This window comes from Bradyrhizobium sp. RP6, from assembly GCF_003837805.1.
In the GTDB taxonomy this organism is placed as follows: domain Bacteria; phylum Pseudomonadota; class Alphaproteobacteria; order Rhizobiales; family Xanthobacteraceae; genus Bradyrhizobium.
Genome location: NZ_RQIT01000001.1, coordinates 92,237 through 113,667, shown reverse-complemented (window position 1 = coordinate 113,667; position 21,431 = coordinate 92,237). Strand labels below are relative to the sequence as shown.

At 63.9% G+C, this 21,431-nt stretch carries 17 protein-coding genes; 10 read left to right on the top strand and 7 right to left on the bottom strand.

The window, feature by feature from the left end; all coding sequences use genetic code 11:
- Nucleotides 1-34 precede the first annotated feature (34 nt).
- Both EHH60_RS00620 and EHH60_RS00615 read left to right on the top strand, forming a co-directional pair.
- The gene (locus tag EHH60_RS00620; RefSeq protein ID WP_124157608.1) at nt 35-1,264 is read left to right on the top strand and encodes an efflux RND transporter periplasmic adaptor subunit; all 1,230 of its coding nucleotides are present in this window, start codon (nt 35-37) and stop codon (nt 1,262-1,264) included.
- Nucleotides 1,261-4,413 carry an efflux RND transporter permease subunit gene (locus tag EHH60_RS00615; protein WP_124157607.1) on the top strand — a complete coding sequence of 1,051 codons (3,153 nt, stop codon included), beginning with the start codon at nt 1,261-1,263 and terminating at the stop codon, nt 4,411-4,413. Before EHH60_RS00620 ends, EHH60_RS00615 begins: the two co-directional genes overlap by 4 nt.
- A 989-nt stretch (nt 4,414-5,402) precedes the next feature.
- Here EHH60_RS00615 and EHH60_RS00610 read toward each other — a convergent pair.
- Genes EHH60_RS00610 through EHH60_RS00580 form a run of 7 tightly spaced genes read right to left on the bottom strand, consistent with a single transcriptional unit; the run spans nt 5,403 to nt 12,559 of the window.
- On the bottom strand, nt 5,403-6,440 hold the full coding sequence (locus EHH60_RS00610; protein WP_124157606.1) for a tagatose 1,6-diphosphate aldolase: 1,038 nt from the start codon (nt 6,438-6,440) through the stop codon (nt 5,403-5,405).
- Nucleotides 6,437-7,396, bottom strand: coding sequence for a sugar kinase (locus EHH60_RS00605; protein WP_124157605.1), 960 nt, complete (start codon nt 7,394-7,396; stop codon nt 6,437-6,439). Before EHH60_RS00605 ends, EHH60_RS00610 begins: the two co-directional genes overlap by 4 nt.
- Nucleotides 7,393-8,466: an ABC transporter ATP-binding protein gene (locus tag EHH60_RS00600; protein ID WP_124157604.1), complete on the bottom strand. Its 1,074-nt coding sequence runs from the start codon at nt 8,464-8,466 to the stop codon at nt 7,393-7,395. Before EHH60_RS00600 ends, EHH60_RS00605 begins: the two co-directional genes overlap by 4 nt.
- A gap of 6 nt (nt 8,467-8,472) precedes the next feature.
- Entirely contained in the window at nt 8,473-9,477 is a 1,005-nt protein-coding gene (locus EHH60_RS00595) for a zinc-dependent alcohol dehydrogenase family protein (RefSeq protein ID WP_124157603.1), read from the bottom strand.
- Nucleotides 9,478-9,481: 4 nt separating this feature from the next.
- The gene (locus EHH60_RS00590) at nt 9,482-10,309 is read right to left on the bottom strand and encodes a carbohydrate ABC transporter permease (protein WP_124157602.1); all 828 of its coding nucleotides are present in this window, start codon (nt 10,307-10,309) and stop codon (nt 9,482-9,484) included.
- Between the two features lie 4 nt (nt 10,310-10,313).
- Nucleotides 10,314-11,201, bottom strand: a complete 888-nt coding sequence (locus EHH60_RS00585; RefSeq protein WP_124157601.1) for a carbohydrate ABC transporter permease — start codon at nt 11,199-11,201, stop codon at nt 10,314-10,316.
- 59 nt (nt 11,202-11,260) lie between these two features.
- Nucleotides 11,261-12,559 (bottom strand): ABC transporter substrate-binding protein, encoded by a 1,299-nt coding sequence (locus tag EHH60_RS00580; RefSeq protein WP_199751241.1) that lies wholly within the window; start codon nt 12,557-12,559, stop codon nt 11,261-11,263.
- Nucleotides 12,560-12,751: 192 nt separating this feature from the next.
- Here EHH60_RS00580 and EHH60_RS00575 point away from each other — a divergent pair, with 192 nt between their 5' ends.
- The 8 genes from EHH60_RS00575 (at nt 12,752) to EHH60_RS00540 (ending at nt 21,431) form a co-directional block, all read left to right on the top strand.
- A complete protein-coding gene (locus EHH60_RS00575; RefSeq protein WP_199751240.1) occupies nt 12,752-13,792 on the top strand; it encodes a LacI family DNA-binding transcriptional regulator in 1,041 nt (346 codons plus the stop codon).
- A 10-nt stretch (nt 13,793-13,802) separates the two neighbouring features.
- Entirely contained in the window at nt 13,803-14,537 is a 735-nt protein-coding gene (locus tag EHH60_RS00570) for an SDR family NAD(P)-dependent oxidoreductase (protein WP_124157598.1), read from the top strand.
- Nucleotides 14,538-14,759: 222 nt separating this feature from the next.
- Nucleotides 14,760-16,154, top strand: a complete 1,395-nt coding sequence (locus tag EHH60_RS00565) for an ABC transporter substrate-binding protein (RefSeq protein ID WP_158626697.1) — start codon at nt 14,760-14,762, stop codon at nt 16,152-16,154.
- A 3-nt stretch (nt 16,155-16,157) separates the two neighbouring features.
- Nucleotides 16,158-17,093, top strand: coding sequence for a carbohydrate ABC transporter permease (locus EHH60_RS00560; RefSeq protein ID WP_124157596.1), 936 nt, complete (start codon nt 16,158-16,160; stop codon nt 17,091-17,093).
- On the top strand, nt 17,090-17,929 hold the full coding sequence (locus EHH60_RS00555; RefSeq protein ID WP_124157595.1) for a carbohydrate ABC transporter permease: 840 nt from the start codon (nt 17,090-17,092) through the stop codon (nt 17,927-17,929). Before EHH60_RS00560 ends, EHH60_RS00555 begins: the two co-directional genes overlap by 4 nt.
- On the top strand, nt 17,926-18,978 hold the full coding sequence (locus EHH60_RS00550; RefSeq protein ID WP_124157594.1) for an ABC transporter ATP-binding protein: 1,053 nt from the start codon (nt 17,926-17,928) through the stop codon (nt 18,976-18,978). The genes EHH60_RS00555 and EHH60_RS00550 overlap by 4 nt, the downstream gene beginning before the upstream one ends.
- On the top strand, nt 18,875-19,756 hold the full coding sequence (locus tag EHH60_RS00545; RefSeq protein WP_124157593.1) for a GntR family transcriptional regulator: 882 nt from the start codon (nt 18,875-18,877) through the stop codon (nt 19,754-19,756). Before EHH60_RS00550 ends, EHH60_RS00545 begins: the two co-directional genes overlap by 104 nt.
- A gap of 31 nt (nt 19,757-19,787) precedes the next feature.
- The gene (locus EHH60_RS00540) at nt 19,788-21,431 is read left to right on the top strand and encodes an arylsulfatase (protein WP_124157592.1); all 1,644 of its coding nucleotides are present in this window, start codon (nt 19,788-19,790) and stop codon (nt 21,429-21,431) included.

Genomic DNA, 21,431 nt, shown 5'->3' with positions numbered 1-21,431 from the left:
TTCGGCGGTTCGGAGCTCTGGAGCACGGACGACCATGAACCTTGCTGACGTCGCGATCAGATTGCTGGCGGCAGGATTGGTGACCGTCTCGATTGGTGGAGCCGTCCGGACGCAGCCGGCGCCTTCCACGCCTGCTGTCGGTGTCGTGGAGGCAACGCGCCGGCCGATGACCCAGACCAGCGAGTTCGTCGGCCGGATCGAGGCGATCAACCGGGTCAACGTGACCGCCCGTGTCACAGCCTTTCTGGAGCAACGGCTGTTCAGCGAGGGAGCCGAAATCAGGAAGGGCGATCCGCTGTATCGGCTGGAGCGCGGCCCATTCGAGGCCGATCTGGCGGCCAGGCAGGCTCAAGTTGCGCAGCTTGAAGCAATGCTGGAAAACGCCAGGCTCACGACGGAGCGCGCGCGCACCCTTCTCGGCGGTCCGGCCGGGCAGCAATCGACCTATGACACCGCGCTCGCCAACCAGCGTAGCCTGCAGGCCCAGGTTCAGGCCGCGCAGGCGCAGGTCCAGGCCTCGCAGATCAATCTCGACTACACCGTCATCAACGCGCCGATCGACGGCAAGGTCGGTCGCACGGCGGTGACCGAAGGCAACATCGTCGGGCCCTCCTCCGGCGTGCTGACTACGATCGTCAGCCAGGACCCGATGCACGTCACGTTCCCGGTGCCGCTGCGACAAGGCCTCGAATTGCGCGAGCGGTACAGCCCGCAAGGCGGGCTCGAGGCGGTGACAATCAGGCTGCGGCTACCCGATGGCCGTATGTACGGCCAGTCCGGCAAGCTGAACTTCGTCGACAATAGCATCGCCCAGAATACCGACACGATCACGGTTCGCGGCGAACTCGCCAACCCGGTTTTGCGCGCCGCGTCTTCCGCAGGCGTGACCGCGCACGAATTGACCGATGGCGAGTTCGTCACCGTACTGCTCGAGAGCATCCACCCGATCGAAGTCCTGGCAATCCCTCGCGCGGCGGTGTTGTCCGACCAGCGCGGCGACTACGTTCTCGTGGTCGGTCGGGACAACAAGGCCGAGCAGCGGCGCATTCAGCTCGGACAATCGACGGCGACAATTGCCGCCGTCATCGGCGGGCTCGCAGCCGGCGACAAGGTGATCGCCGAAGGGCTGCAACGAATCCGCGCGGGCCAAACGGTCGCGCCCGATACGGCGAGCGCGCTCCTCTTGTCGAGCATGAACGGCGCGGCGCCGCCGAGCGGCCACGGCACTCCGGCCCGGCCTCCCGCGGCGGGCGGCACCCCATGATATCGGGTGTCTTCGTCGACCGCCCGCGTCTTGCGATGGTGATCGCAATCGTGATCACCATCGCCGGCGCCTTGGCGCTCACGCAGATCCCGGTGGCACAATTTCCGGATATCGTGCCTCCGCAGGTCACAGTGGCCGCGACCTTTCCGGGGGCATCCGCCGAAGTCGTGGAAAGCAGCGTCGCCCAGCCGCTCGAGGCGCAGGTGATCGGCGTCGACCGCGCGCTCTACAAGAAATCGACAAGTGGTAACGACGGCAGCTACGCGCTCACCATTTCATTCGCGCACGGCACGAATGCCGACATCAATACGGTCAACGTCAACAACCGTGTGCAGAGCGCCCTGTCCCAGTTGCCGACGGAAGTGCAGCAGCAAGGCGTGAGGGTCCAGAAGCGATCCTCGTCGATCCTGCAGTTCCTCGTGCTCTACAGCGCCGACGGTCAGCAAGATCCCCTCTTCATTACCAATTACGCCATCATTAACGTCCTGGACGCAATCGCCAGCACGCCGGGCGTCGGCCAGGCCAACCTGTTCGCGAAGATGAACTACTCCATGCGTATCTGGTTCGATTCGCAGCGGCTCACCAGCCTCGGGCTGACCCCGTCGGACGTGATCGCCGCGATCCGTATGCAGAGCGTCCAGGCCGCGCTCGGCCGGATCGGCGCGAGGCCGATCAGCGACGACCAGCAGTTCCAATTGAACGTGCAGACCCTCGGCCGTCTCGCCAGCGCCGATCAATTCGCCGCTATCGTGCTGCGTGCCAATCCCGATGGATCCTCGCTGCTGGTGAAGGATGTCGCGCGCGTCGAGATGGGGGCGCAAAACCTCGACAGTGAGGCGCGGATCGATGGGCGCGCCGCCGTTCCGATCGCGGTCTATCTTGCACCAGGGGCCAACGCGGTGACGACGGCGCGGGCGGTGGCGGACACGATGCAGCGACTGTCGACGCGATTTCCGCCGGGGCTGAGCTACCTCGTGCAATACGATTCCACGAGCTTCGTTCGGGAGACGATCGGCGAGGTCCTGCGGACGTTGGGCGAAGCCTTCGTCCTCGTGATACTGGTCGTCTATCTCTTCCTCGGTAGCCTCCGCGCGACGGTGATCCCGGCCGTCGCCGTCCCGGTGAGCCTGATCGGTACATTCGCCGTTCTGCTCGGGTTCGGCTATTCGGCCAACACGGTATCGCTGCTCGCAATGGTTCTTGCCATCGGCATCGTCGTCGACGATGCCATCGTCGTGGTGGAGAATGTCGAGCGCGTCATGGCGGAGGAACCTGGCCTTGGTCCGGCCGGGGCCACCAAGAAGGCCATGACCCAGATCACCGCGCCGATCATCGCGATCACGCTGGTGCTGCTCTCCGTCTTCGTGCCGATCGCGTTCATTCCCGGCATTTCGGGAACGTTGTTCCGCCAGTTCGCCGTGACGATCAGCGCCGCAATGTTGATTTCGGCGCTGAACGCCCTGACGCTATCCCCTGCACTGTGCGCGCTGCTGATGCGCCATGACAGACCGCCCCGCGGCATCATCGGCCGTGTACTCGGCGGCATCGACTGGTTGCGCGAACGCTACGGCAACAGCGTCCGCTACCTCGTGCGCCGGGCCGCCCTCTCGTTGCTGCTGGTTGCCGTCTTCGCCGCCGGCATCTTCGGTGTCTCGCTGCTAACCCCGACCGGTTTCCTGCCAGAGGAGGACCAGGGCGCCTTGTTCACCTCGGTGCAGCTCCCGGACGGCGCGGCGGTCGCGCGCACCAGCCAGGTTACCCGCCAGGTCGAGGACGCCTTGAAGCAAATGCCGGCCGTGGATCACGTGCTCGCGGTGATCGGCTTCTCCCTGCTCGACGGTGTTTCCGAACCGAACAGTGCACTGGTGGTGGCACGGCTTAAGCCGTTTTCCGACCGGACGGCGGCCGCGGACTCGGCGCAGGCGCAGATCGCCAGGACGTTCGCAGCCGGTGCACAGGTGCGACAGGCCAATGTGTTGCCGTTCAACCTGCCGCCGATCATCGGCCTCTCCACCGGCGGGGGATTCGAGTACCAGCTTCAAGCTCTGGAAGGACAGAGCCCAGCCGCGATCTCCAGCGTGAGCAACGCTCTGATCGGCGCCGCCAACGCCGATCCGCGGCTCACGCGCGTGTTCTCGACTTTCACCGCGACCAACCCGTCGCTCCATCTCGACGTCGACCGCCGCAAGGCCCAAGCGCTGCGCGTCGGAGTCAATGACATCTTCACTGCGCTGCAGGCGACGCTCGGCGGCGTCTACGTCAACAACTTCAACCTGTTCGGACGCACCTGGCAGGTCAACGTTCAGGGCGAGGCATCCGATCGCGCCGACGTCTCGGATATCTGGCGGATCTACGTGCGCAACAACAGCGGCGAGATGGTGCCTATGCGGGCGCTGGCCGACATCCGGGTCGTGACCGGGCCGCAAGTCATCACCCGCTACAACAATCATCGTTCCGTGACGGTGAACGGCAGCCCTGCGCCGGGGACCTCCTCGGGCACCGCACTGTCCGCGATGGCGCAGATCTCCGACGCCGTGCTGCCGTCCGGCTACGACTTCGCCTGGACCGGCACCGCCTTTCAGGAGCAGGGAGCGGCAGGTCAGACCGGAATCGTGCTCGCGCTGGCCGTGTTGTTCGCCTATCTGTTCCTGGTCGCACTTTACGAGAGCACGGTGATCCCGATCCCGGTGCTGCTGTCAGTGGTCGTCGGTGTGCTCGGATCCTATCTCGGCATCATGATTGCGCGCCTCAATCTCGATCTTTATGGCCAGATCGGGCTCGTGGTGCTGATCGCTCTTGCCGCCAAGAATGGCATCCTGATTGTGGAGTTTGCCAAGGATCAGCGCGAGAGCGGAGTGGCGATTGGCGAAGCCGCGGTTCAGGCAGCCCATATGCGCTTTCGTGCGGTCATGATGACGTCACTTGCGTTCATCCTCGGCCTTCTGCCGCTGGTCTTTGCAACCGGAGCTGCCGCGCTCAGCCGCAGAGCAGTGGGCACCGCTGTCTTCGCCGGTATGCTCGCAGCAAGCTCGATCGGGATATTCCTGGTGCCAATGCTCTACGCCACCTTCCAACGCATGCGCGAGCGCGTGAAGGCGGCGTTCAAGCCAGGCCAGCGGCTGCCTCCGACCGACCGCAGCGAGACCTAAGACTGGCATCCGCAAGGGCTGGTTGGATCGGATTCTCTTGAGCAGAATGCACTCAATGAGGGCTGGCGAAAGCACCGGGACTCACGCAGACACAGCTCGTAAAACCGCTGGGCCGCTAACGATTCTTATGCGGCGATGAGTGAGGGCGACGAAGTTGTTTTTGAACTCTCGCTCCAATCCATCATGAGCAAGCGTCAGGTAGGTCCAGGCATTGTAAACCAACGCAACGAGCGTCGACCGATCATTATCCCTTATCGGCAAAGCTCTACTTTGGCCGGGGGTGAGAACGTCAAGGAAAAGTGAGAGTTATCCTCTACTCCGATCTCACTAGACCTTCGGAGTTTTTCGCCTCCCTCAACTGTCCCAGCACGCCTTATGTTTTCCTTATCTTCTGTTGAGTTCTTACCGAACGCCATGATTGGATAGTGCAGCGCTTTCTCAATGCCTGCCATTCCTCTCTGGTCGACTTCAACTCCACGGAGGCAGAAGGAGATCGAAGATGCCTCGCTCGGAACCTATTGCCTTGAGACGAACTATCCGGCGGCATCACCTGCGCGAGATGATTCCCACTCTATTAGTTGGAACGACATTTCGTCGTTGATTTGCAAGCAGATTTTTCAGGGCTGACGGACAAATGCCTCCAGCCTTGTGCTCTTGAATTCACAGAACAATTTGAGCCGATTGCGCTTTCGCAGATTTTCCCACCTGTCGAAGTCAATCGAGTGATCTGCGCTCCCGGCATCGTCAAGACTGCGTCAGCGCCCGAGTAGGGCGGATATTGAAATGCCGTCAGAGATTAGGAGCGCACTCGTCCGGTGGTTCGATGGCCTGCGAGATCAGGTTTTGCGGATGGCCGCAAATTCCACCCATTGCCTCCTAACGACCCTGCCGAGATCGAGCCGAGCGCTAGCGCGGCCAGAAGTTCGGTGGGGCGCCTGTATCTCGGGCCCGGCAATCTCGTCCGCAACCGAAGTGGAGCCGCCATCATCTTAGTAGGAACGCGCGAAGTCACCTTCCTGCTTGATGTCGGTAAACACCGGAAAGCGCGCCTTCCACGGCGTGCCCTTGGCGGTGGTCAGCCTGTTGAGGTGCTCCAGCACGCCGAGGCCATCCTTGCGCAGGCTCGCCGACACTGCCGCGCGGTCCGGGAAATTGTTCAGGACGGCGTCCAGCCAGATGGTGCGCCCGGCGAGAAAACCGCTTGCGCCTGCGGCGTAGGAGTACTCGAGGACGCGTTCAAACCTCTCCGGCGTGGCGCCGCCCGACAGCAGCACCCATGGAATGCTACGTTCGCGGCAGATGGCGCCGATCGCATCGAATTCCCTCTGCGCAGCCTCGGCTTCCGCGCTGCCATCGCGGGCCGGCAAGCTGTTGGCCGCGAGAGGGCTTTCCAGCTTGAGGAGGTCGACGCCATACTCCGGCTTGGCGAATTCGCGCACGCTGTCGATCACGAGGGCGGGCAGCTTGCCGGGCGATTCCACGTAGTCGGCAGTGTGGTTGACGCTGCCGAGGAACGGATAGACCAGCAGTTCGAGGACGTAGGGAATGTCGTGGCGGGCACAGTCCTCGCCGATCTCGCGCACGAATTTCTTCTGGTGCTCGTTCACCGCGGCATCGGCGTCCGGCCGGTACCAGGCCAGCACCTTGACGGCATCGCCGCCCATGGCGCGGATCTTGTCCACGCTCCAGTTGCTGATCGCACGCGACTTGCGGCCACCCGCGGTCTCCTCGACGCGGTGCTCTTCCAGCGTCATGATCAGGCCGCACCGTGGCGGCAGCAGATCGATTGCGGCGGGCACCGCAAAGTTCGGATCGAACAGCATCGAGCTGCAATGCGGCGCGAGATTCTCGACCAGGAGGCGCTTCGCCGCCGTCACATCGGAATATTCGACCTGGTCCCACGTGATGCCTTTCGCTTTGGCGATGGCATCGAACAAGGGCGGCCGCTGGTCCAGCGCGACCATGCGAAAGTGGCCATCCGCGTCAGCAAGCCGTGCCAGGCCGCGGTTCTTTCCAATCGTTCTCATGGCTTCGTCCTCATGAATACAAGACACTCGTTGATGGTGGGGATTCCATTGCGGCCGCCGGCGTGGCGGCATTTCATGGCGGCCGTGGCCGCCGAAAACGCCATGGCGGCGCGCACGTCGAGACCGGCGCCGATCGCCAGCGCATAGGCACCGTGGAAGACGTCGCCCGCGCCCGTGGTGTCGACGACGTCGACGGCATAGGCGGCCTGCCGATGCAGCTCGCGGTTCTCATACCAGCTCACACCGCCCTCGCCGCGCGTCACCGCGATGACGCGGCAGCCGAAGCGCGCGAGCGCTGCGAGAGATTCATCCTTGGCCGAACCGGCAAAGGCGGTGAGCGCGGGCTCGGAAAAGATCGCGTGGTCGGTCAACGGCAGCAGCCGCTCGAACACCTCGGCGTCGGCCATGTCGCCATCGAGCACCGTCGCAATGCCCTGCGCCCGCGCTTCGCGGAACAGCGTTGCGGCACCCTCGACCCAGCGTGGATCGGCCAGCACGGAGGACGCGCGCGCGACGGTTTTGAGCGGAAGCCAATCCGCGCCTTCGGGATAGAGGCCGCGGAAGTTGACGATCTGCCGTTCGCCACTGCTATCGACGATGATCCCGGAGACGGACGAGCGGCCCTCGGCAAACAGCCGGAAGTTCTCGACATCGACGCCTGCGGCGGTGAAGGCCGACTTCATCTCATGGCCGGCGGCGTCATTCCCGGCCCGCCCCCAGAATGCGACCGACGCGCCAAGCTTGGCCACCGCCACACTCGCATTGGCCGCCATGCCACCGCCGAGCGTGCCGTACTCGACAGCCTTGATCTTCTCGCTTCCACCCGCGAACGGCCGATCGACCCGCCAGACCTGGTCGAGCGCGGACAGTCCCAGGCAGATCACCTGCACAGGCTTCGCCCTGGATGCGACATCCGCCAGTGCCGAGAGATCGGCAATGTTGACCGGCGCGCTCACCGCAACACCTGTCCGTTGGCGGCATCGAACAGATGCGTCTTGCCGGGCTGCGGACGCAGATTGATGCGATCGCCGACCTTCGGCCGGAGCGACGGATCGACCCGCGCGATGGCCGAGACGCCGGCGAGATCGAAATGGATCAGCGTGTCCGAACCGAGCGGCTCGACCAGCCTGACGCTGATCGCGATGCCATCGGCGGCATCGGTCGCGACGGCAAAATGTTCGGGACGAATGCCCAGCACGGCATTGCCGGCCTTGCTCAGGCGGGTTGCGGGCTCGCCGTCCAGCGGCACCACCGTTCCACCTTGCGAGAGGACGGCACGCTTCTGGCGCCATTCGACCGGAAAGAAGTTCATGGCAGGCGAACCGATGAAGCCGGCGACGAACTGGTTGGCAGGCCGTTCGTAGACCGTCTCCGGAGTGTCGTATTGCTGGATCGTGCCGCTCTGGAGCACCACGATCCGGTCGGCCATGGTCATGGCCTCGATCTGGTCGTGGGTGACGAAGACCATGGTGGTCTTCAGCTCCTGCGACAGCGCCTTGATCTCGGCGCGAACCTGTCCGCGCAGCTTCGCGTCCAAGTTGGACAGCGGCTCGTCGAACAAAAAGGCCTTGGGATTGCGCACGATGGCGCGGCCCATGGCGACGCGCTGGCGCTGGCCGCCGGAGAGCTCCTTCGGCTTGCGATCGAGATAGGCCTCGATGTGCAGCAGCGCGGCGGCGCGCTTCACCCGGGCGTCGATCTCGGCCTTCGGCGTGCCCCGCAATTCCAGCGCAAATGACATGTTGTCGTAGACCTTCATGTGCGGATAGAGCGCGTAGTCCTGGAACACCATGGCGATGTCACGTTGCGCGGCCTGCACGCCATTGACGCGCTTGTCGCCGATGTAGAGGTCTCCCGACGAGATCGGCTCGAGGCCGGCGATGATGCGCAGCAAGGTCGACTTGCCGCAGCCGGACGGACCGACGAAGACGACGAATTCATGGTCCGCGATCTCGAGATTGAGATCGGGGATCACGGTGAAATTGCCATAGCGCTTAGTGAGATTGCGGATTGAGATCGAGGCCATGATCGCTCAGTCCAGCGCCAGCACGGGCTTGATCAGCTCGCCCTTGGCGAAACGGGCGAAATTATCAGGGAGAGCCGCCAGGCCGAATTCGCCGTCGACGAGGACGCGGTATTCGTCCTTGTACTTGCGCAGCAGCTCGACATTCGGCTCGAAATCCGAGACCGGGAAGTAGAAGGTCCGGATCATGTAGAAGTCCTTGCGGCGGAAGACCTTGCCTTCCTCGATGGTCCAGGGCGCGGCATTCTCGCCGACCAGCACCAAGGCGCCGCGCGGCAGCACGAGCTCGATACCGAGATTGCGCGCCACATGGGCGCCGGAGCATTCCATGATCAGCCCGAAGCGCTTCGAGGTATCGCCGACGGGGTGGGCCTTCGCGCCCAAGGATTGCGCGATTTCGAGCCGCGCCGCATTGGGATCGGCGACATGGACGTCGTCATAGCCGAGCGCGCGGAGCGCCAGCACGACACCGAGACCGACGGGCCCTGCCCCCATCACGAGCACCGGGCCGGATTCGCGTGGGGGGACGACGCGACTGACGAAGCGCACGGCGTGGCCCGAGGTGCCGATGGTGTCGAGCAGCAGCGGCGCGAGACTGTCCTCGATATCATCGGGCACCGGCAGCAGGCAGTTTTCCGGCACCGGCACATATTCGGCATAGCCGCCCGGCCTGTTCCAGCCGATCAAGCTGGAGACTTCCAGGCACATCTGGGTGTCGCCGCGCTTACATGCCGCGCAGCGGTCGCAATGCAGGGGGATGTAGACGGCGCAGCGGCGACCGTGCAGCCTGTGACCGGGCTGTTCGACGACACCGAAGATTTCGTGGCCGGCGGTAAACTCGGCGCCCTTGTGCCAGAGCTTGAAGTCCGAACCGCACAGAGCGGTGCGCGAGACGCGCACCAGCACCTCGCCGGTGCCAGTCTCGGGAATCGCCACGCGCTCGATGGTGATGCGGTCGTTGCCGTGGAAGACCGCGGCCTGCATGATCGAATTTGGACGGGAGAATACGTTCATCGGATCAGCCTTTCACCGCGCCGAGCGTCAGTCCGGACACCAGCCAGCGCTGAACCAGGGCCGCCAGCACTAGCGGCGGCAATGCGATCAGCGTCGCCGCGGCCATAAGAGCGCCCCATTGCGTCGAGCCTTCGCCTATGAAGTTGAAGGCCGCCGCGATCAGCGTCTTGGTGTCGCCGTTGGAGAGCACCAGCGCAAACAGGAAGTAGTTCCACGAAAACACGAAGGCGAGGATCGCCGAGACCGCGATCCCGGACGCGACCAGCGGCATCGCGATGCGCCAGAGGATCCGCGTGACGCTGCACCCATCGACCTGCGCGGCCTCGAAGACACTGCGCGGAATGGCGTCGAACGACGGCAACAGCACCCAGATCACGATCGGCAACGTGATTACGGCGTGGCTGAGGATCAGCGCGGTGTAGGAGCCGATCATGCCGATCTGCCGGAACATGACGTACCACGGCAGCAGGAACAGCGTGCCCGGCGCCATGCGCGCGGCGAGCGTCAGGATCGCCGGCCACGTGATCCTCGTCCAGGAAACGGCGAACGCGGCGGGAATTCCGAACAGAAGCCCGAGCGCGGTCGAGCCGACGGTGACGATGAGGCTGTTGAGCGCGTAGCTCAGGAACGGCGTGGTCCTGGTCAGCTCGACATAGTTCTCGAGCGTCGGCGAGAAGATCAAAGTCGGCGGATAGGCGGTGACCTCGAAGGACGGCTTGAACGACGACAACACCATCCACACCGTCGGCGCCATGATGAGCACGCCGGCGAGCACGAGCTGCAGCGTGTTGAGCCAGCGGATCCAGCGATCGGTGTTGGCGGCATCGCTCATGAGATCACCACGCCACCGCGCCGCGCAGGCGGTTGAAGGCGAGCACGGCGCCGAACACGATCGCCGTCAGCGTCAGCATCAGCGCGCTCGCATAACCGATGTTGAAGAACTCGAACCCAACCCGGAAGCCGTAGATGTTGAGCGTGTTCGAGGCGTTGCCGGGGCCGCCCTGGGTGGTGATATAGATGATGTCGAAGAAGCGCAGGAGATCGACGCTGCGCAGGATCGCCGCGGTGACGATGGTCGGCAGCAGCAAGGGCAATGTGATGCGCTGGAAGGTCTTGAACGCCGATGCACCATCGATCTGCGCGGCTTCGTAGACGCTCGGCGGCAGCGACTGCAGGCCGCCAAGCACGATCAGTGCGACGTAAGGCGTCCACTGCCAGCTATCGATCAGCGCCACGGTCGGAATCACCCATGTCGGCGAGGCCAGCCAGTCCGAGGGCGGCAGGCCGCACGATTGCAGGATGTAGTTGGCCGCGCCCAGCGAAGGGTCGAGGATCACCAGCCACATCATGCCGGCCACGACGGGCGGCATCATGAAGGGCGAAATGAACAGCGAGCGCACGATGCCCGGCAGCCGCTTGGCATGGAACAGCACCAGCGCGAGCCAGACGCCGAACACGAGCTGCAGCACGAGCGACAGTACGAACAGCGCGATCGTGATCCACAGCCCGTGCCAGAACTCGACGTCGGAGATCAGCTTGGAATAATTGGCGAGGCCTGCGAACGACTGCTTGCCCGTCGAGGTGAACGTCTGGAAGCCGAGCCAGATCGTATAGACGACTGGAAACGCGATCATCGCGACCGTGAACAGCACGGCCGGCGCCGAAAGCGCCGCCATCTCCAGCTTCTGCCGGTCCTGCGTGAGTGTCGCAGCCGCGTCCGACATGCGTCCTTGTCCCTGGGAGTGAAGAGCCGGCAGGCCGCAAGCCTGCCGGCGTGAGGCCGTTACTTCTGGGCGATCAACGCATCGAGCGCCTTGTCGGCGTCGGCGCAGGCCTGATCGATCGGCTTCTGCTTCAGGATGAGGTCCTGCACCGCCTGGCCGATGAATTCCCGCGATTCCGGATTGGCGACGATGGGATAACCGACCTCGGAGGACCCCTTGGTGGCGAGCACGTCGAGCGCGGCTTGCCATTCCTTGCGGACCGGCTCCTCGTCGATCCACTTGCGGTACTCCGCGTCTTTCGCCACCGATGGGCGCGGCGGGGCAATGCCCTGGAGCGCCATCTTCTTCTGCACCTCGGGACTCGTCGCCCACTGCACGAAATACCACGCCGCCTCGGGCTGCTTGCTGTGCGAGGACACCGCCATGCCCCAGCCGATCGTGGTCGGCACCTGACCGGCCTCACCCGCCGGGAACGGCAGCAGGCCGGTATCCTTCAGCCGCGCACCGCCGTCCATCACGGTGCGCAGCTCGTTGGAGGATTCGAAGGCCATGGCGGCACGGCCGCTGCGATATAGCGCCGAAATCTGCTGGAAGCTGTAATTGACGACGCCGGGCGGGCCGAAGTCGCGCAGCAGCCGGCTATAGGTGTCGAGCGCTTCCTTGCCCTTGGCCGAGCAGAGATTCGACTTGCCATTGGCGATGTACGCGCCGCCGAAATTGTGCAGCATGTTGCTGAACGTATAGGCCACCGCGGGCTTGAGGCCGCGCGAGACGAACGGCGTCACCGCGCTGTCGCAGGTCTTGATCTTCTCGGCGGCGACTTCGACGTCCTTGATAGTCTTGGGTGCTTCGAGGCCGCACTTCTTGAAAATATCGGTGCGGTAGTAGAAGATCGGGCCCTCGATGTTCATCGGCATGCTGGTCAGCTTGCCGCCGAAGGTCGCGGCCTTGAGCAAGGCCTGGCTCAGTCCGCTCGGATCATAGTCCTTGGCGACCTCGTTCTTGGCCATCGCGGTGAGATCGCCATACCACCCTGCAGCGGCGAACTGCTCGCCCTCGCGCGAGGGCAGCGTCATGAAGACGTCGACCTCGTCGCTGTTCGCGTTCATGACCGTGACCAGACGCTGGCGCATCTGCTGTTCCTGATAGGCGTCGACCTTCAGGGTCATGCCGGTCAGCTTCTCGAAATCGGCCTTGTAGGTCAGCAGCGCCTGGGACACCGGATTGTTGTTGGCGAGAAAGGTGACGGTCTTGCCCTTGAACTTCATCCAGTCGAAATCGGCAGCCTGCGCCTGCGCGCTGACGGCAATGACGAGAACGGGCAGCGCGACATGGGTCGCGAGCATCCTGGTCTTCATCGAACTCTCCTCCCGGCTGGCCGCCTTAAGCTGGCGGACCATTTTGAACGCGTTTGAGCACCACTTGAAAACGGTTACAAAATAGGCCTCACATCGGCCGTGTCAAGCGATGGACAAGTCGCACAATCTGCGGCAGATTTGCGATCTTATCGCTACCACGCCGCTCGCAGCACAGGATGTAACGTTACATTCATGGGGTTGACCAACGCCAAGTTTGTGAAACAGGGCATCCGCGCCGTGGCGGCCCGCGCCGGGGTCTCGACGGCATCGGTCTCGCGTGCGCTCAATAATCCCGATGCGGTGAGCCCGTCCTTGCGCGCGCGCATCGAGCAGGCCATCGACGCGCTCGGCTATATCCCGCATGCGCCGGCGCGCATCCTCTCGTCGCGCCGTTCACGTACCCTTGGCGCCATCGTGCCGACGATCGACAACACGATGTTTGCGCGCGGCATTGCCTCGCTCCAGCAATATCTGTCGTCGGTCGGATACATGCTGTTCCTCACCACCAGCGGTTACGATCTCGACGTCGAATTGCAGCAGGCGCGCAATCTGATCAGCCGCGGCGTAGACGGCCTGGTGCTGCGCGGCGATTGCCATCACGACGGATTGCGCAAGCTACTCGCGGACAACGCGGTGCCCTTCATCAATGTCGGCATCTACCAGCCTGACCGTCCTTACCCTTGCGTCGGCACCGACAACGAAGCGGCCGCCCATCGCGCCGCCGCGCATGTCATCGAGCTCGGTCATCGCCACATCGGGATCGTCTCGGCGCTCCAGCGCAACAATGATCGCGCCAGCGCCCGCGTCGCAGGCTTTCGGCGCGCGCTCGCAGAGAACGGGCTCGAGCTGCCACCGCAATGGCATGTCGAGGTGCCCTATACGCTGGACGACGCGCGCGAGGCGGCCCGCCATCTCCTCAACCTCAAGGACCGCCCGACGGCCGTGGTGTGCGGAAATGACGTCATCGCCTATGGCGTGCTGCTGGAGGCGGAGCGCGATGGCTTCTCCGTGCCGCGCGACCTGTCGGTGGTCGGCTTCGACGACCTCGACTGGAGCCGGCATCTGCGGCCGAGCCTGACCACGATCCACGTTCCGACCGGCGAGACCTGGCAGCGCGCCGGCGAATATCTGGTGCGCAGCCTGGCCGGCGAGCAGACCATCATGCACCGCGAGATCGATTTCTCGCTGGTGGTCCGTGAATCGACCGCCCCGCCGCCGAAATCCCTGCAGTGAGACAATCCCAATGACTTCGAATTTCTACCTCGCGCCCGGCTTTCATGCCGTCGTGATCGGCGGAGCCGGCGACATCGGCGCGGCGATCAGCAACCAGTTTTGCGACCTCGGCGCGACGGTCACGGCAACAGGCGCCAATGAGGTCGATCTCGCCCGCACCCTGCTCAAGCCGCGCGCTGGCCTCACGCTTGCGACTCTTGATGTCACCGACGATGCGGCGATCACGTCATTCGTCGGACAGCATAAGCGTGTCGACGCGCTGGTCAATTGCGCTGGCATTCTTGTACGCGACAAGGAATTCGAGATCGAGATCTTCATGAAGGTACTCGACGTCAACCTCACCGGCACGTTCCGGACCTGCAGGGCGTTCCATGCGCTGCTCGCGGAGACGAAGGGCTCGATCGTCAACATCGCCTCGATGAACGCGACGCTGGCGCTACCGCGAATCCCCGCCTATTGCGCGAGCAAGGGCGGGGTCGTGATGCTGACCAAGGCGCTGGCCTTGAAATGGGCCGAGGACGGCATTCGCGTCAATGCGGTTGCGCCCGGCTATATCGAAACCGCGATCAACGCCGCGGGCCGCACCGACCTTGCGCATTACCAGCGGATCGCCGACCGCACCGCGTTCAAGCGTTGGGGACGCCCGGAAGACATCGCCGGCGCGGTTGCGTTCCTCTGTATGCCGGCGTCGCAATATGCGACCGGCACTGTCGTTGCTGTCGATGGTGGATTTCTTGCCGGCTGACGTCGCGCGATCATCCGCGGCTGTAAGTCGGCTCACGCCTAGCGACGAATCGTCACCTTCGAACCACCCTCGTCGGGAACGCGCGCCCCGAGTTCCGGGCCTGCGCGATGACGCGTTCCAATGGCACGACGCGCGGCGACTTTGCCGCGGTTGACTTGTTATAACATTTCGGCAAATGTCCTAACTAACCGGAGCCAGAATCCGGATTTTCGGGAGGACAGCATGACGTCATTCAAGCCGACGCGACGAACGCTACTCAAAACCGGAACCGCAGCCGCGGCTCTGGCGACGTTTGGGCCTGGCATCCTGCGGCACGCGTCCGCACAGGACGCCGACCTCGCACCCTACAAATCCGCGCAAATCGACTGGCAGCAGGTCTCCGGCGAGACCATCACGGTTGCGGTCATCCCGGCGAGCTATTTCGAAAACCTGATCACGCTGGCGCCGCAGTTCAAGGCGCTCACCGGCGTCGACGTCCGTTTCGAGAAGATTCCGCCTGCGCAGATCCGGCAGAAGAGCGTCATCGACCTGACCTCGAAGACCGGCACCTACGCGACCCACGCCGCGGACCCCATGTATTACGCGCTCTACGCCGCGAACAAATGGGTCGAGCCGCTCGACACCTATCTCAACGACAAGACGCTGACCGATCAGGCCTGGTTCAAGCTCGACGACATCATCCCGGCCTGGCGCAGCGCCAACGGCATCGACGGCAAGCTCTACGGCATGCCCTATGATGGCGAAGTCACCATCCAGGTTTATCGCAAGGACCTCTACGACGCGAAGGGCCTGAAGCCGGCCGACACTTTAGAGGCCTATATGGCAAACGCTGCGGCGCTGAACGCGCCGAATGATCGCGTCTGGGGCGCAGCACTTCGCGGCGTCGCCGGCGCCGGCCAGAACATGTACATCTATCCGTCGATCTTCCGCGAGTTCGGCGGCGAGTGGATGAAGGGCGGCAAGCTCACCGTTAACGGCCCCGAGGCAAAGGCGGCGCTCGCCTGGTACGTCGACATCATGAAGAAGTACGCGCCGACGGCGGCAGCCAACTGGAACTGGCCGGATATCGCCGACGCATTCTCGCAAGGCACCGTCGCCAGCTACATCGACGCACACTCGTCGGCTTCGGTCATCAACAATCCCGAGAAGTCCAAAGTGATCGGCAAGGTCGCCTATGCGCGCTGGCCCAAGGGCCCCTCGGGCAAGCGCACCACGTCGATCTGGAACTGGGGCTTCCCGATCAATTCCGCGCTGCCAGAGAAGAAGCGGAAAGCGACCTGGCTGTTCATCCAGTGGGCCGCGAGCGCCGAGACCCAGGCGCGCACCGCGCACAAGTTCGCCGGTCCCACCAAACGCTCGGGCGTCAACCGAACCTCGGTGTGGAAGGATCCCGACTACATCAAGCTGATGAACGGCTTCGGCGAGAACTTCGTCGAGGCGACGATGGGCGCCCTGCAGGAGGACACCGACGTCGACTGGCGTCCGCGCGTGCCGCAATGGCCGGCGATCGGCGACACCATGGCGACCGCGATCCAGTCGGCCCTCTCCGGCCAGGCCACGGTCAAGGCCGCACTGGACGATGCGCAGCGCCGCATCGAACCCATGATGCGCGGCTGAGCCATGGCGACGACAGCGGTGACATCGGCCGGGATCGCGAGCGAGGCGCCTCGCAGCGATTTCGGCCGCGTCCTGGCGCAGCGCGAACGCCGGTTTGCAGCGGCCCTGCTTGCACCGGCGTTTCTCGCGCTGCTCGCCACGACGACGTTTCCGCTGCTCTTCCTGGTCTATACCAGCGCATTCCGGATGGACCTGGCGATGCCGTTCACCAACGGCTTCGTCGGATTCGAGAACTACCAGGTGCTCCTCTCCGACGAGCGCTTCTGGACCTCGCTGCTGGTGAGCCTCGTCTACACCGGCTCGACCGTCGCGCTGCAGGTCATCATTGGCCTCGCGCTCGCCTTGCTGGTCATGGACATGAAGCGCGGCCAGGGCTGCTTCAGGGTCATCGCCATCCTGCCCGTGGTGCTGTCGCCGGCCGTTGTGGGCATGATCTGGCGTACCTTCATGCTGGCACCGGAATTCGGCATCGTCGATTTCCTCGCCATCAACGCCGGCCTCGGCAGCAAGAACTGGCTCGGCGATCCCACGCTTGCGATGGTCTCGGTGATCGCGATCCACACCTGGCAGTGGACGCCGTTCGCGTTCATGGTGCTGCTAGCCTCGCTGGCCTCCTTGCCCGAGGACATCTACGAGGCCGCGCGGCTCGACCGCGCCTCGGCCTGGCAGCGCTTCCGCCGCATCACCCTGCCCCTGCTGCGCCCGGCGATCGTCATGGTCATCATCATGCGGACCATGGTGGCGCTAACCGCGTTCGCAGCGATCTTCACCGTCACCGCCGGCGGTCCCGGCACCGCGACCGAGATCCTCAATCTCTATGCCTACCGGAAATCCTTCACCGAATTGTCGATCGGCTACGGCTCGGCGCTCGCGGTCGCCCTCCTGATCGTGACCATCATCATTTCCGGCATCCTGTTCGCGATGCGGAGGGCGAAATGACCGCAAAGCGTCTTCGCATCTTCGCCCTGCTGGCGATCTCCATGATGTTCCTGCTAGCCTGGGCATTCCCGATCATCTGGAGCGTTTTGAACTCGCTCAAGACCGATTCCGACGTGCTGGCCTATCCGCCCAAGCTGGTGTTCGCGCCGACCCTGGAAGCCTATCGCGACGTGCTGTTCGGCTCCGGATCGATCCTGCCGAACCTCCTCTCCAGCGTCATCATCTCCGTGGGCACTACCATCGTCACGATGCTGATGGCGGTGCCCGCGGCCTACGCACTGGCGCGCCTGCGCTTTCGCGGCAAGAAGTTCGCGGGCTTCTACGTGCTCGCAACGCAGATGCTGCCGCCGGTCGGCATCATCATCCCCTACTTCCTGGTGCTGCGGAACATCGGCTGGATCGACACCTATCAGGGCATCATCTTGATCTATCTGTCGTTCTCCCTACCCTTTGCGATCTGGTTGCTGGTCTCCTATTTCGAGGACATTCCCTTCGAGATGGAGGAGGCCGCCTATCTCGACGGCGCCAGCCGGCTCAAAACCCTTTGGCGCATCATCATTCCGCAGGTCCGCGGCGGCATTGCCGTGACCGTGGTGTTCGTGTTCCTCAATGCGTGGAACGAATTCTTGTTCGCCGTAGTGCTCAGCGGCAACACAGTGCGTCCGGTTACGGTCGCCATGTTCAATTTCGTCTCCGTAGAGCAGACGCTGTGGGCCAAGCTCGCCGCGGTCTCGGTTCTCGCCATGCTTCCTGTCGTCGTCCTCGGCGTAGTCGCGCAGAAGCATATCGTGAAGGGCCTGACGGTCGGTGCAGTCAAGGGCGGAGGGCGCCGATGAGCAGCCAGGGTCAGGTCAGTTTTCGCAACATCGTCAAGATGCACGGCGAGTTCGCCGCGCTCAAGGGCGTCAATTTCGACATCAAGCCGGGTGAGTTCTTCGCCCTGCTTGGTCCGTCAGGCTCCGGCAAGAGTACGACGCTGCGCATCCTCGCCGGTTTGGACGCGCCGACCGCCGGCCGCGTGCTGATCGACGACAAGGACGTCACCTCGACCGACGCGCGCGACCGCGACATCGCCATGGTATTCCAGAGCTACGCGCTGTACCCGCACATGACGGTGGCCGAGAACATCGCCTTCCCGCTAGAGATGGCCAAGCTGCCGAAGTCCGAGATCGCGCCCACCGTGAAGGAAGCGGCGCGCAAGGTGAAGATCGACCATTTGCTCGATCGCAAGCCAGGCCAGCTCTCGGGCGGCCAGCAGCAGCGCTGCGCGCTGGCCCGCGCCATCGTGCGCAAGGCTCGCCTGTTCCTGCTCGACGAGCCGCTCTCGAACCTCGATGCAAAGCTGCGGCTGGAAACCCGCGCCGAGTTGAAGAAGCTTCAGCGCTCGCTCGGCATCACCGCGGTCTACGTCACCCACGACCAGGAAGAGGCCATGACTCTTGCGGACCGCATGGCGGTGTTCATGTCGGGCGAAATCCAGCAGGTCGGCACGCCCGCGGAGGTGTTCGCCCGCCCGAACTCGATCGACATTGCCGGCTTCATCGGCAATCCCCCGATGAACCTCGTCCCTGCCCGCTACGTGGATGGCGACGTCATCATCGCAGGCCATCGTCTCAAGACGACGGCCACGACCGCGGGTGAGCGCGACGTGGTGGTCGGGCTTCGACCCGGCGCCCTCCGCATGACGGAGGGGGGCCTCGGCGCGCGCGTCGACCTGATCGAGGATCTCGGCGATACCGCCGTGCTCGACCTCGACTGCGCCGGCACCATGATCCGCATGCGTGTCGCCGACGGCAACATTCCCGGCGAGGGCGACACGATCTCGATCACCGCCCGCCCGCAGGATATTCACCTGTTCGACCCAGCGACACGGATGCGGCTCTGACATCATGGCTGTTCAAACGCGCAAGAAGAAGCCCACACCGCTGGGCAGTGATGTGGCCGGGGAAAGCTCTACGCCCCTGCATATCCAGATCCGTGAATCCATCCGCAACCAGGTGCGTGACGGCAAGCTGATCGACGGAACCGGCCGCCTCATGACCGAAGCCGAACTGGGCCGTCATTTCGGCGTCAGCCGGATCACCATACGCAACGCCATCGCCCCCCTCGTGAACGAAGGCATGTTCGACCGCTCGCGCGGCCGCGGAACCTTCCTGCGCTCGAACCAGCCCGAGAACTGGGTCGGCCATCTCATGGGGTTCTCGGAAACCATCCGCGACGCCGGCTACCAAGCTGGCGCAAAAATCCTGCAGCAGGGCATGACCAACCGGCACGACGCCGCCGTCCGCGAGCAGCTTCGTGAACGTGCCGTCTGGCAGCTTCGGCGCCTCCGGCTCGCAGATGACACGCCGATCGCGATCGAGCACGCCTTCTATCCACCGGACATTGGTCTCGAACTGGAAAAGCGCGATCTGGTCTCGATCATCATGTATCGCGTCTTCGAGGACGAGCTTGGCCTCGCCATCAAGGACGCGCAGCAGACCATCAGCGCCGATCTCGCTGATGCCGGCAGCGCCAAGCTGCTCGGCGTGAAAGTCGGTTCGCCCCTGCTCGCCATCGAACGCGTCACCTTCGGCAAGGACGGACGGGCGCTCGAGCTGCTGCGCGCCGTCTATCTGCCGAAATATTTCCGCCTCAGCATCAGCCTGACGCGCCGCCACTAACAACGCCAACGTCAATAACGAGGACACCAGCATGCCGAATGGCGCAAAGACTTCCGACAGCCCCAACATCCTGCTCATCCTCAATGACGACATGGGCTTTTCGGACATCGGCTGTTACGGCGGCGAGATCCAGACGCCGAACCTGGATCGCCTTGCCGCCAATGGCTTACGCTATTCGCAGTTCTACAACACCGCACGCTGCAGCCCCTCGCGCGCCTCGCTGCTGACCGGCCTGCATCCGCACCAGACCGGCATCGGCATCCTCACCTACAGCAACGGCCCCGAGGGCTATGCCGGCAACCTAAACAAGAGCTGCGTGACGATCGCCGAGGCCCTGAAGAGCAAGAACTACACGTCTTACCTCAGCGGCAAATGGCACATCGCCAGCAGCCTGACGGAGCCGACCGACGCATGGCCGATGCAGCGTGGCTTCGATCATTTCTACGGCACCATCATCGGCGCCGGCAGCTTTTACCATCCCAACACGCTCACCCGTGGCAACGACAATATCGAGCACGAGGCGGAGAAGGATCCCTCGTTCTTTTACACCGACGCGATCAGCGACCAGGCCGCGGCCTTCATCCGCCAGCACAAGGCGCAGAAGCCAGACGCCCCGTTCTTCCAGTATGTCGCCTACACGGCGCCGCACTGGCCGCTACATGCCCATGACGAGGATATCGCGAAATACAAGGGCCGCTTCGACGCAGGCTGGGACCGACTGCGCGAAGAGCGCCTCAAGCGCCTCGTCGATGACGGCATCATCCATCCGAACTGGCGCCTGACCGATCGCGATCCGACCCAGCCGCCGTGGACCGACGCGGAGCAACGCGAATGGACGCTGCGCTGCATGGAGGTCTACGCGGCTCAGATCGATCGCATGGACCAGGGCATCGGCCGCATCCTGAAGGCGCTGGAAGAGACCGGCCAGATGGACAACACACTGATCATCTTCCTGTCCGACAACGGCGCCTGCGCCGAGGACATTCCGGCAGGGGTCACCGCGAAGGAATTGGTGGACCAGCTCATGATCGCCAAGGCCAGGACGCGCGACGGCAGGCCGGTGCGCTTCGGCAACGATCCGACGCTGATGCCCGGCGCCGAAGACACTTATCAGAGTTACGGCACGGCCTGGGCCAATCTCTCCAATACGCCGTTCCGGCTCTACAAGCACTGGATCCACGAAGGCGGTATCGCCACGCCGTTCATCGTGCACTGGCCGCGCGGCATCTCCGACAGAGGCGGCCTGCGGCACAACCCAAGCCAGCTCACCGACGTGATGGCGACCATCCTCGACGTCAGCGGCGCGACCTATCCCAAGGAGTATAACGGCAACGCCATCCTGCCCTGCGAAGGCGAGAGCCTGGTGCCGTCATTCGCCTCGGCCTATGGCAGCCGTGGCCCCCTGTTCTGGGAGCACGAGGGCAATGCGGCCGTCCGCGTCGGCAAGTGGAAGCTGGTGCGGAAGTATCCCGGCCCCTGGGAACTCTACGACATGGAGACGGACCGCACTGAGATGAACGATCTCGCCGTGCAACATCCGGACCGCGTCCGCGAGATGACGGCGCAGTATCAACAATGGGCAAATCGCTGCGGCGTGATCCCGCGCGAGAAGATTCTGGAGCTGATGAAGGCGGAAGGCGGCACAGCCTTCTGGGAGGAAGAGAAGCAGAAATAG

Bases quoted from the DNA above. Each gene is read 5' to 3' on its own strand.
- EHH60_RS00620 (WP_124157608.1), top strand. From the start codon at position 35: ATGAACCTTGCTGACGTCGCGATCAGATTGCTGGCGGCAGGATTGGTG.
- EHH60_RS00615 (WP_124157607.1), top strand. From the start codon at position 1,261: ATGATATCGGGTGTCTTCGTCGACCGCCCGCGTCTTGCGATGGTGATC.
- EHH60_RS00610 (WP_124157606.1), bottom strand. From the start codon at position 6,440: ATGAGAACGATTGGAAAGAACCGCGGCCTGGCACGGCTTGCTGACGCG.
- EHH60_RS00600 (WP_124157604.1), bottom strand. From the start codon at position 8,466: ATGGCCTCGATCTCAATCCGCAATCTCACTAAGCGCTATGGCAATTTC.
- EHH60_RS00595 (WP_124157603.1), bottom strand. From the start codon at position 9,477: ATGAACGTATTCTCCCGTCCAAATTCGATCATGCAGGCCGCGGTCTTC.
- EHH60_RS00590 (WP_124157602.1), bottom strand. From the start codon at position 10,309: ATGAGCGATGCCGCCAACACCGATCGCTGGATCCGCTGGCTCAACACG.
- EHH60_RS00585 (WP_124157601.1), bottom strand. From the start codon at position 11,201: ATGTCGGACGCGGCTGCGACACTCACGCAGGACCGGCAGAAGCTGGAG.
- EHH60_RS00580 (WP_199751241.1), bottom strand. From the start codon at position 12,559: ATGAAGACCAGGATGCTCGCGACCCATGTCGCGCTGCCCGTTCTCGTC.
- EHH60_RS00575 (WP_199751240.1), top strand. From the start codon at position 12,752: ATGGGGTTGACCAACGCCAAGTTTGTGAAACAGGGCATCCGCGCCGTG.
- EHH60_RS00570 (WP_124157598.1), top strand. From the start codon at position 13,803: ATGACTTCGAATTTCTACCTCGCGCCCGGCTTTCATGCCGTCGTGATC.
- EHH60_RS00565 (WP_158626697.1), top strand. From the start codon at position 14,760: ATGACGTCATTCAAGCCGACGCGACGAACGCTACTCAAAACCGGAACC.
- EHH60_RS00560 (WP_124157596.1), top strand. From the start codon at position 16,158: ATGGCGACGACAGCGGTGACATCGGCCGGGATCGCGAGCGAGGCGCCT.
- EHH60_RS00555 (WP_124157595.1), top strand. From the start codon at position 17,090: ATGACCGCAAAGCGTCTTCGCATCTTCGCCCTGCTGGCGATCTCCATG.
- EHH60_RS00550 (WP_124157594.1), top strand. From the start codon at position 17,926: ATGAGCAGCCAGGGTCAGGTCAGTTTTCGCAACATCGTCAAGATGCAC.
- EHH60_RS00540 (WP_124157592.1), top strand. From the start codon at position 19,788: ATGCCGAATGGCGCAAAGACTTCCGACAGCCCCAACATCCTGCTCATC.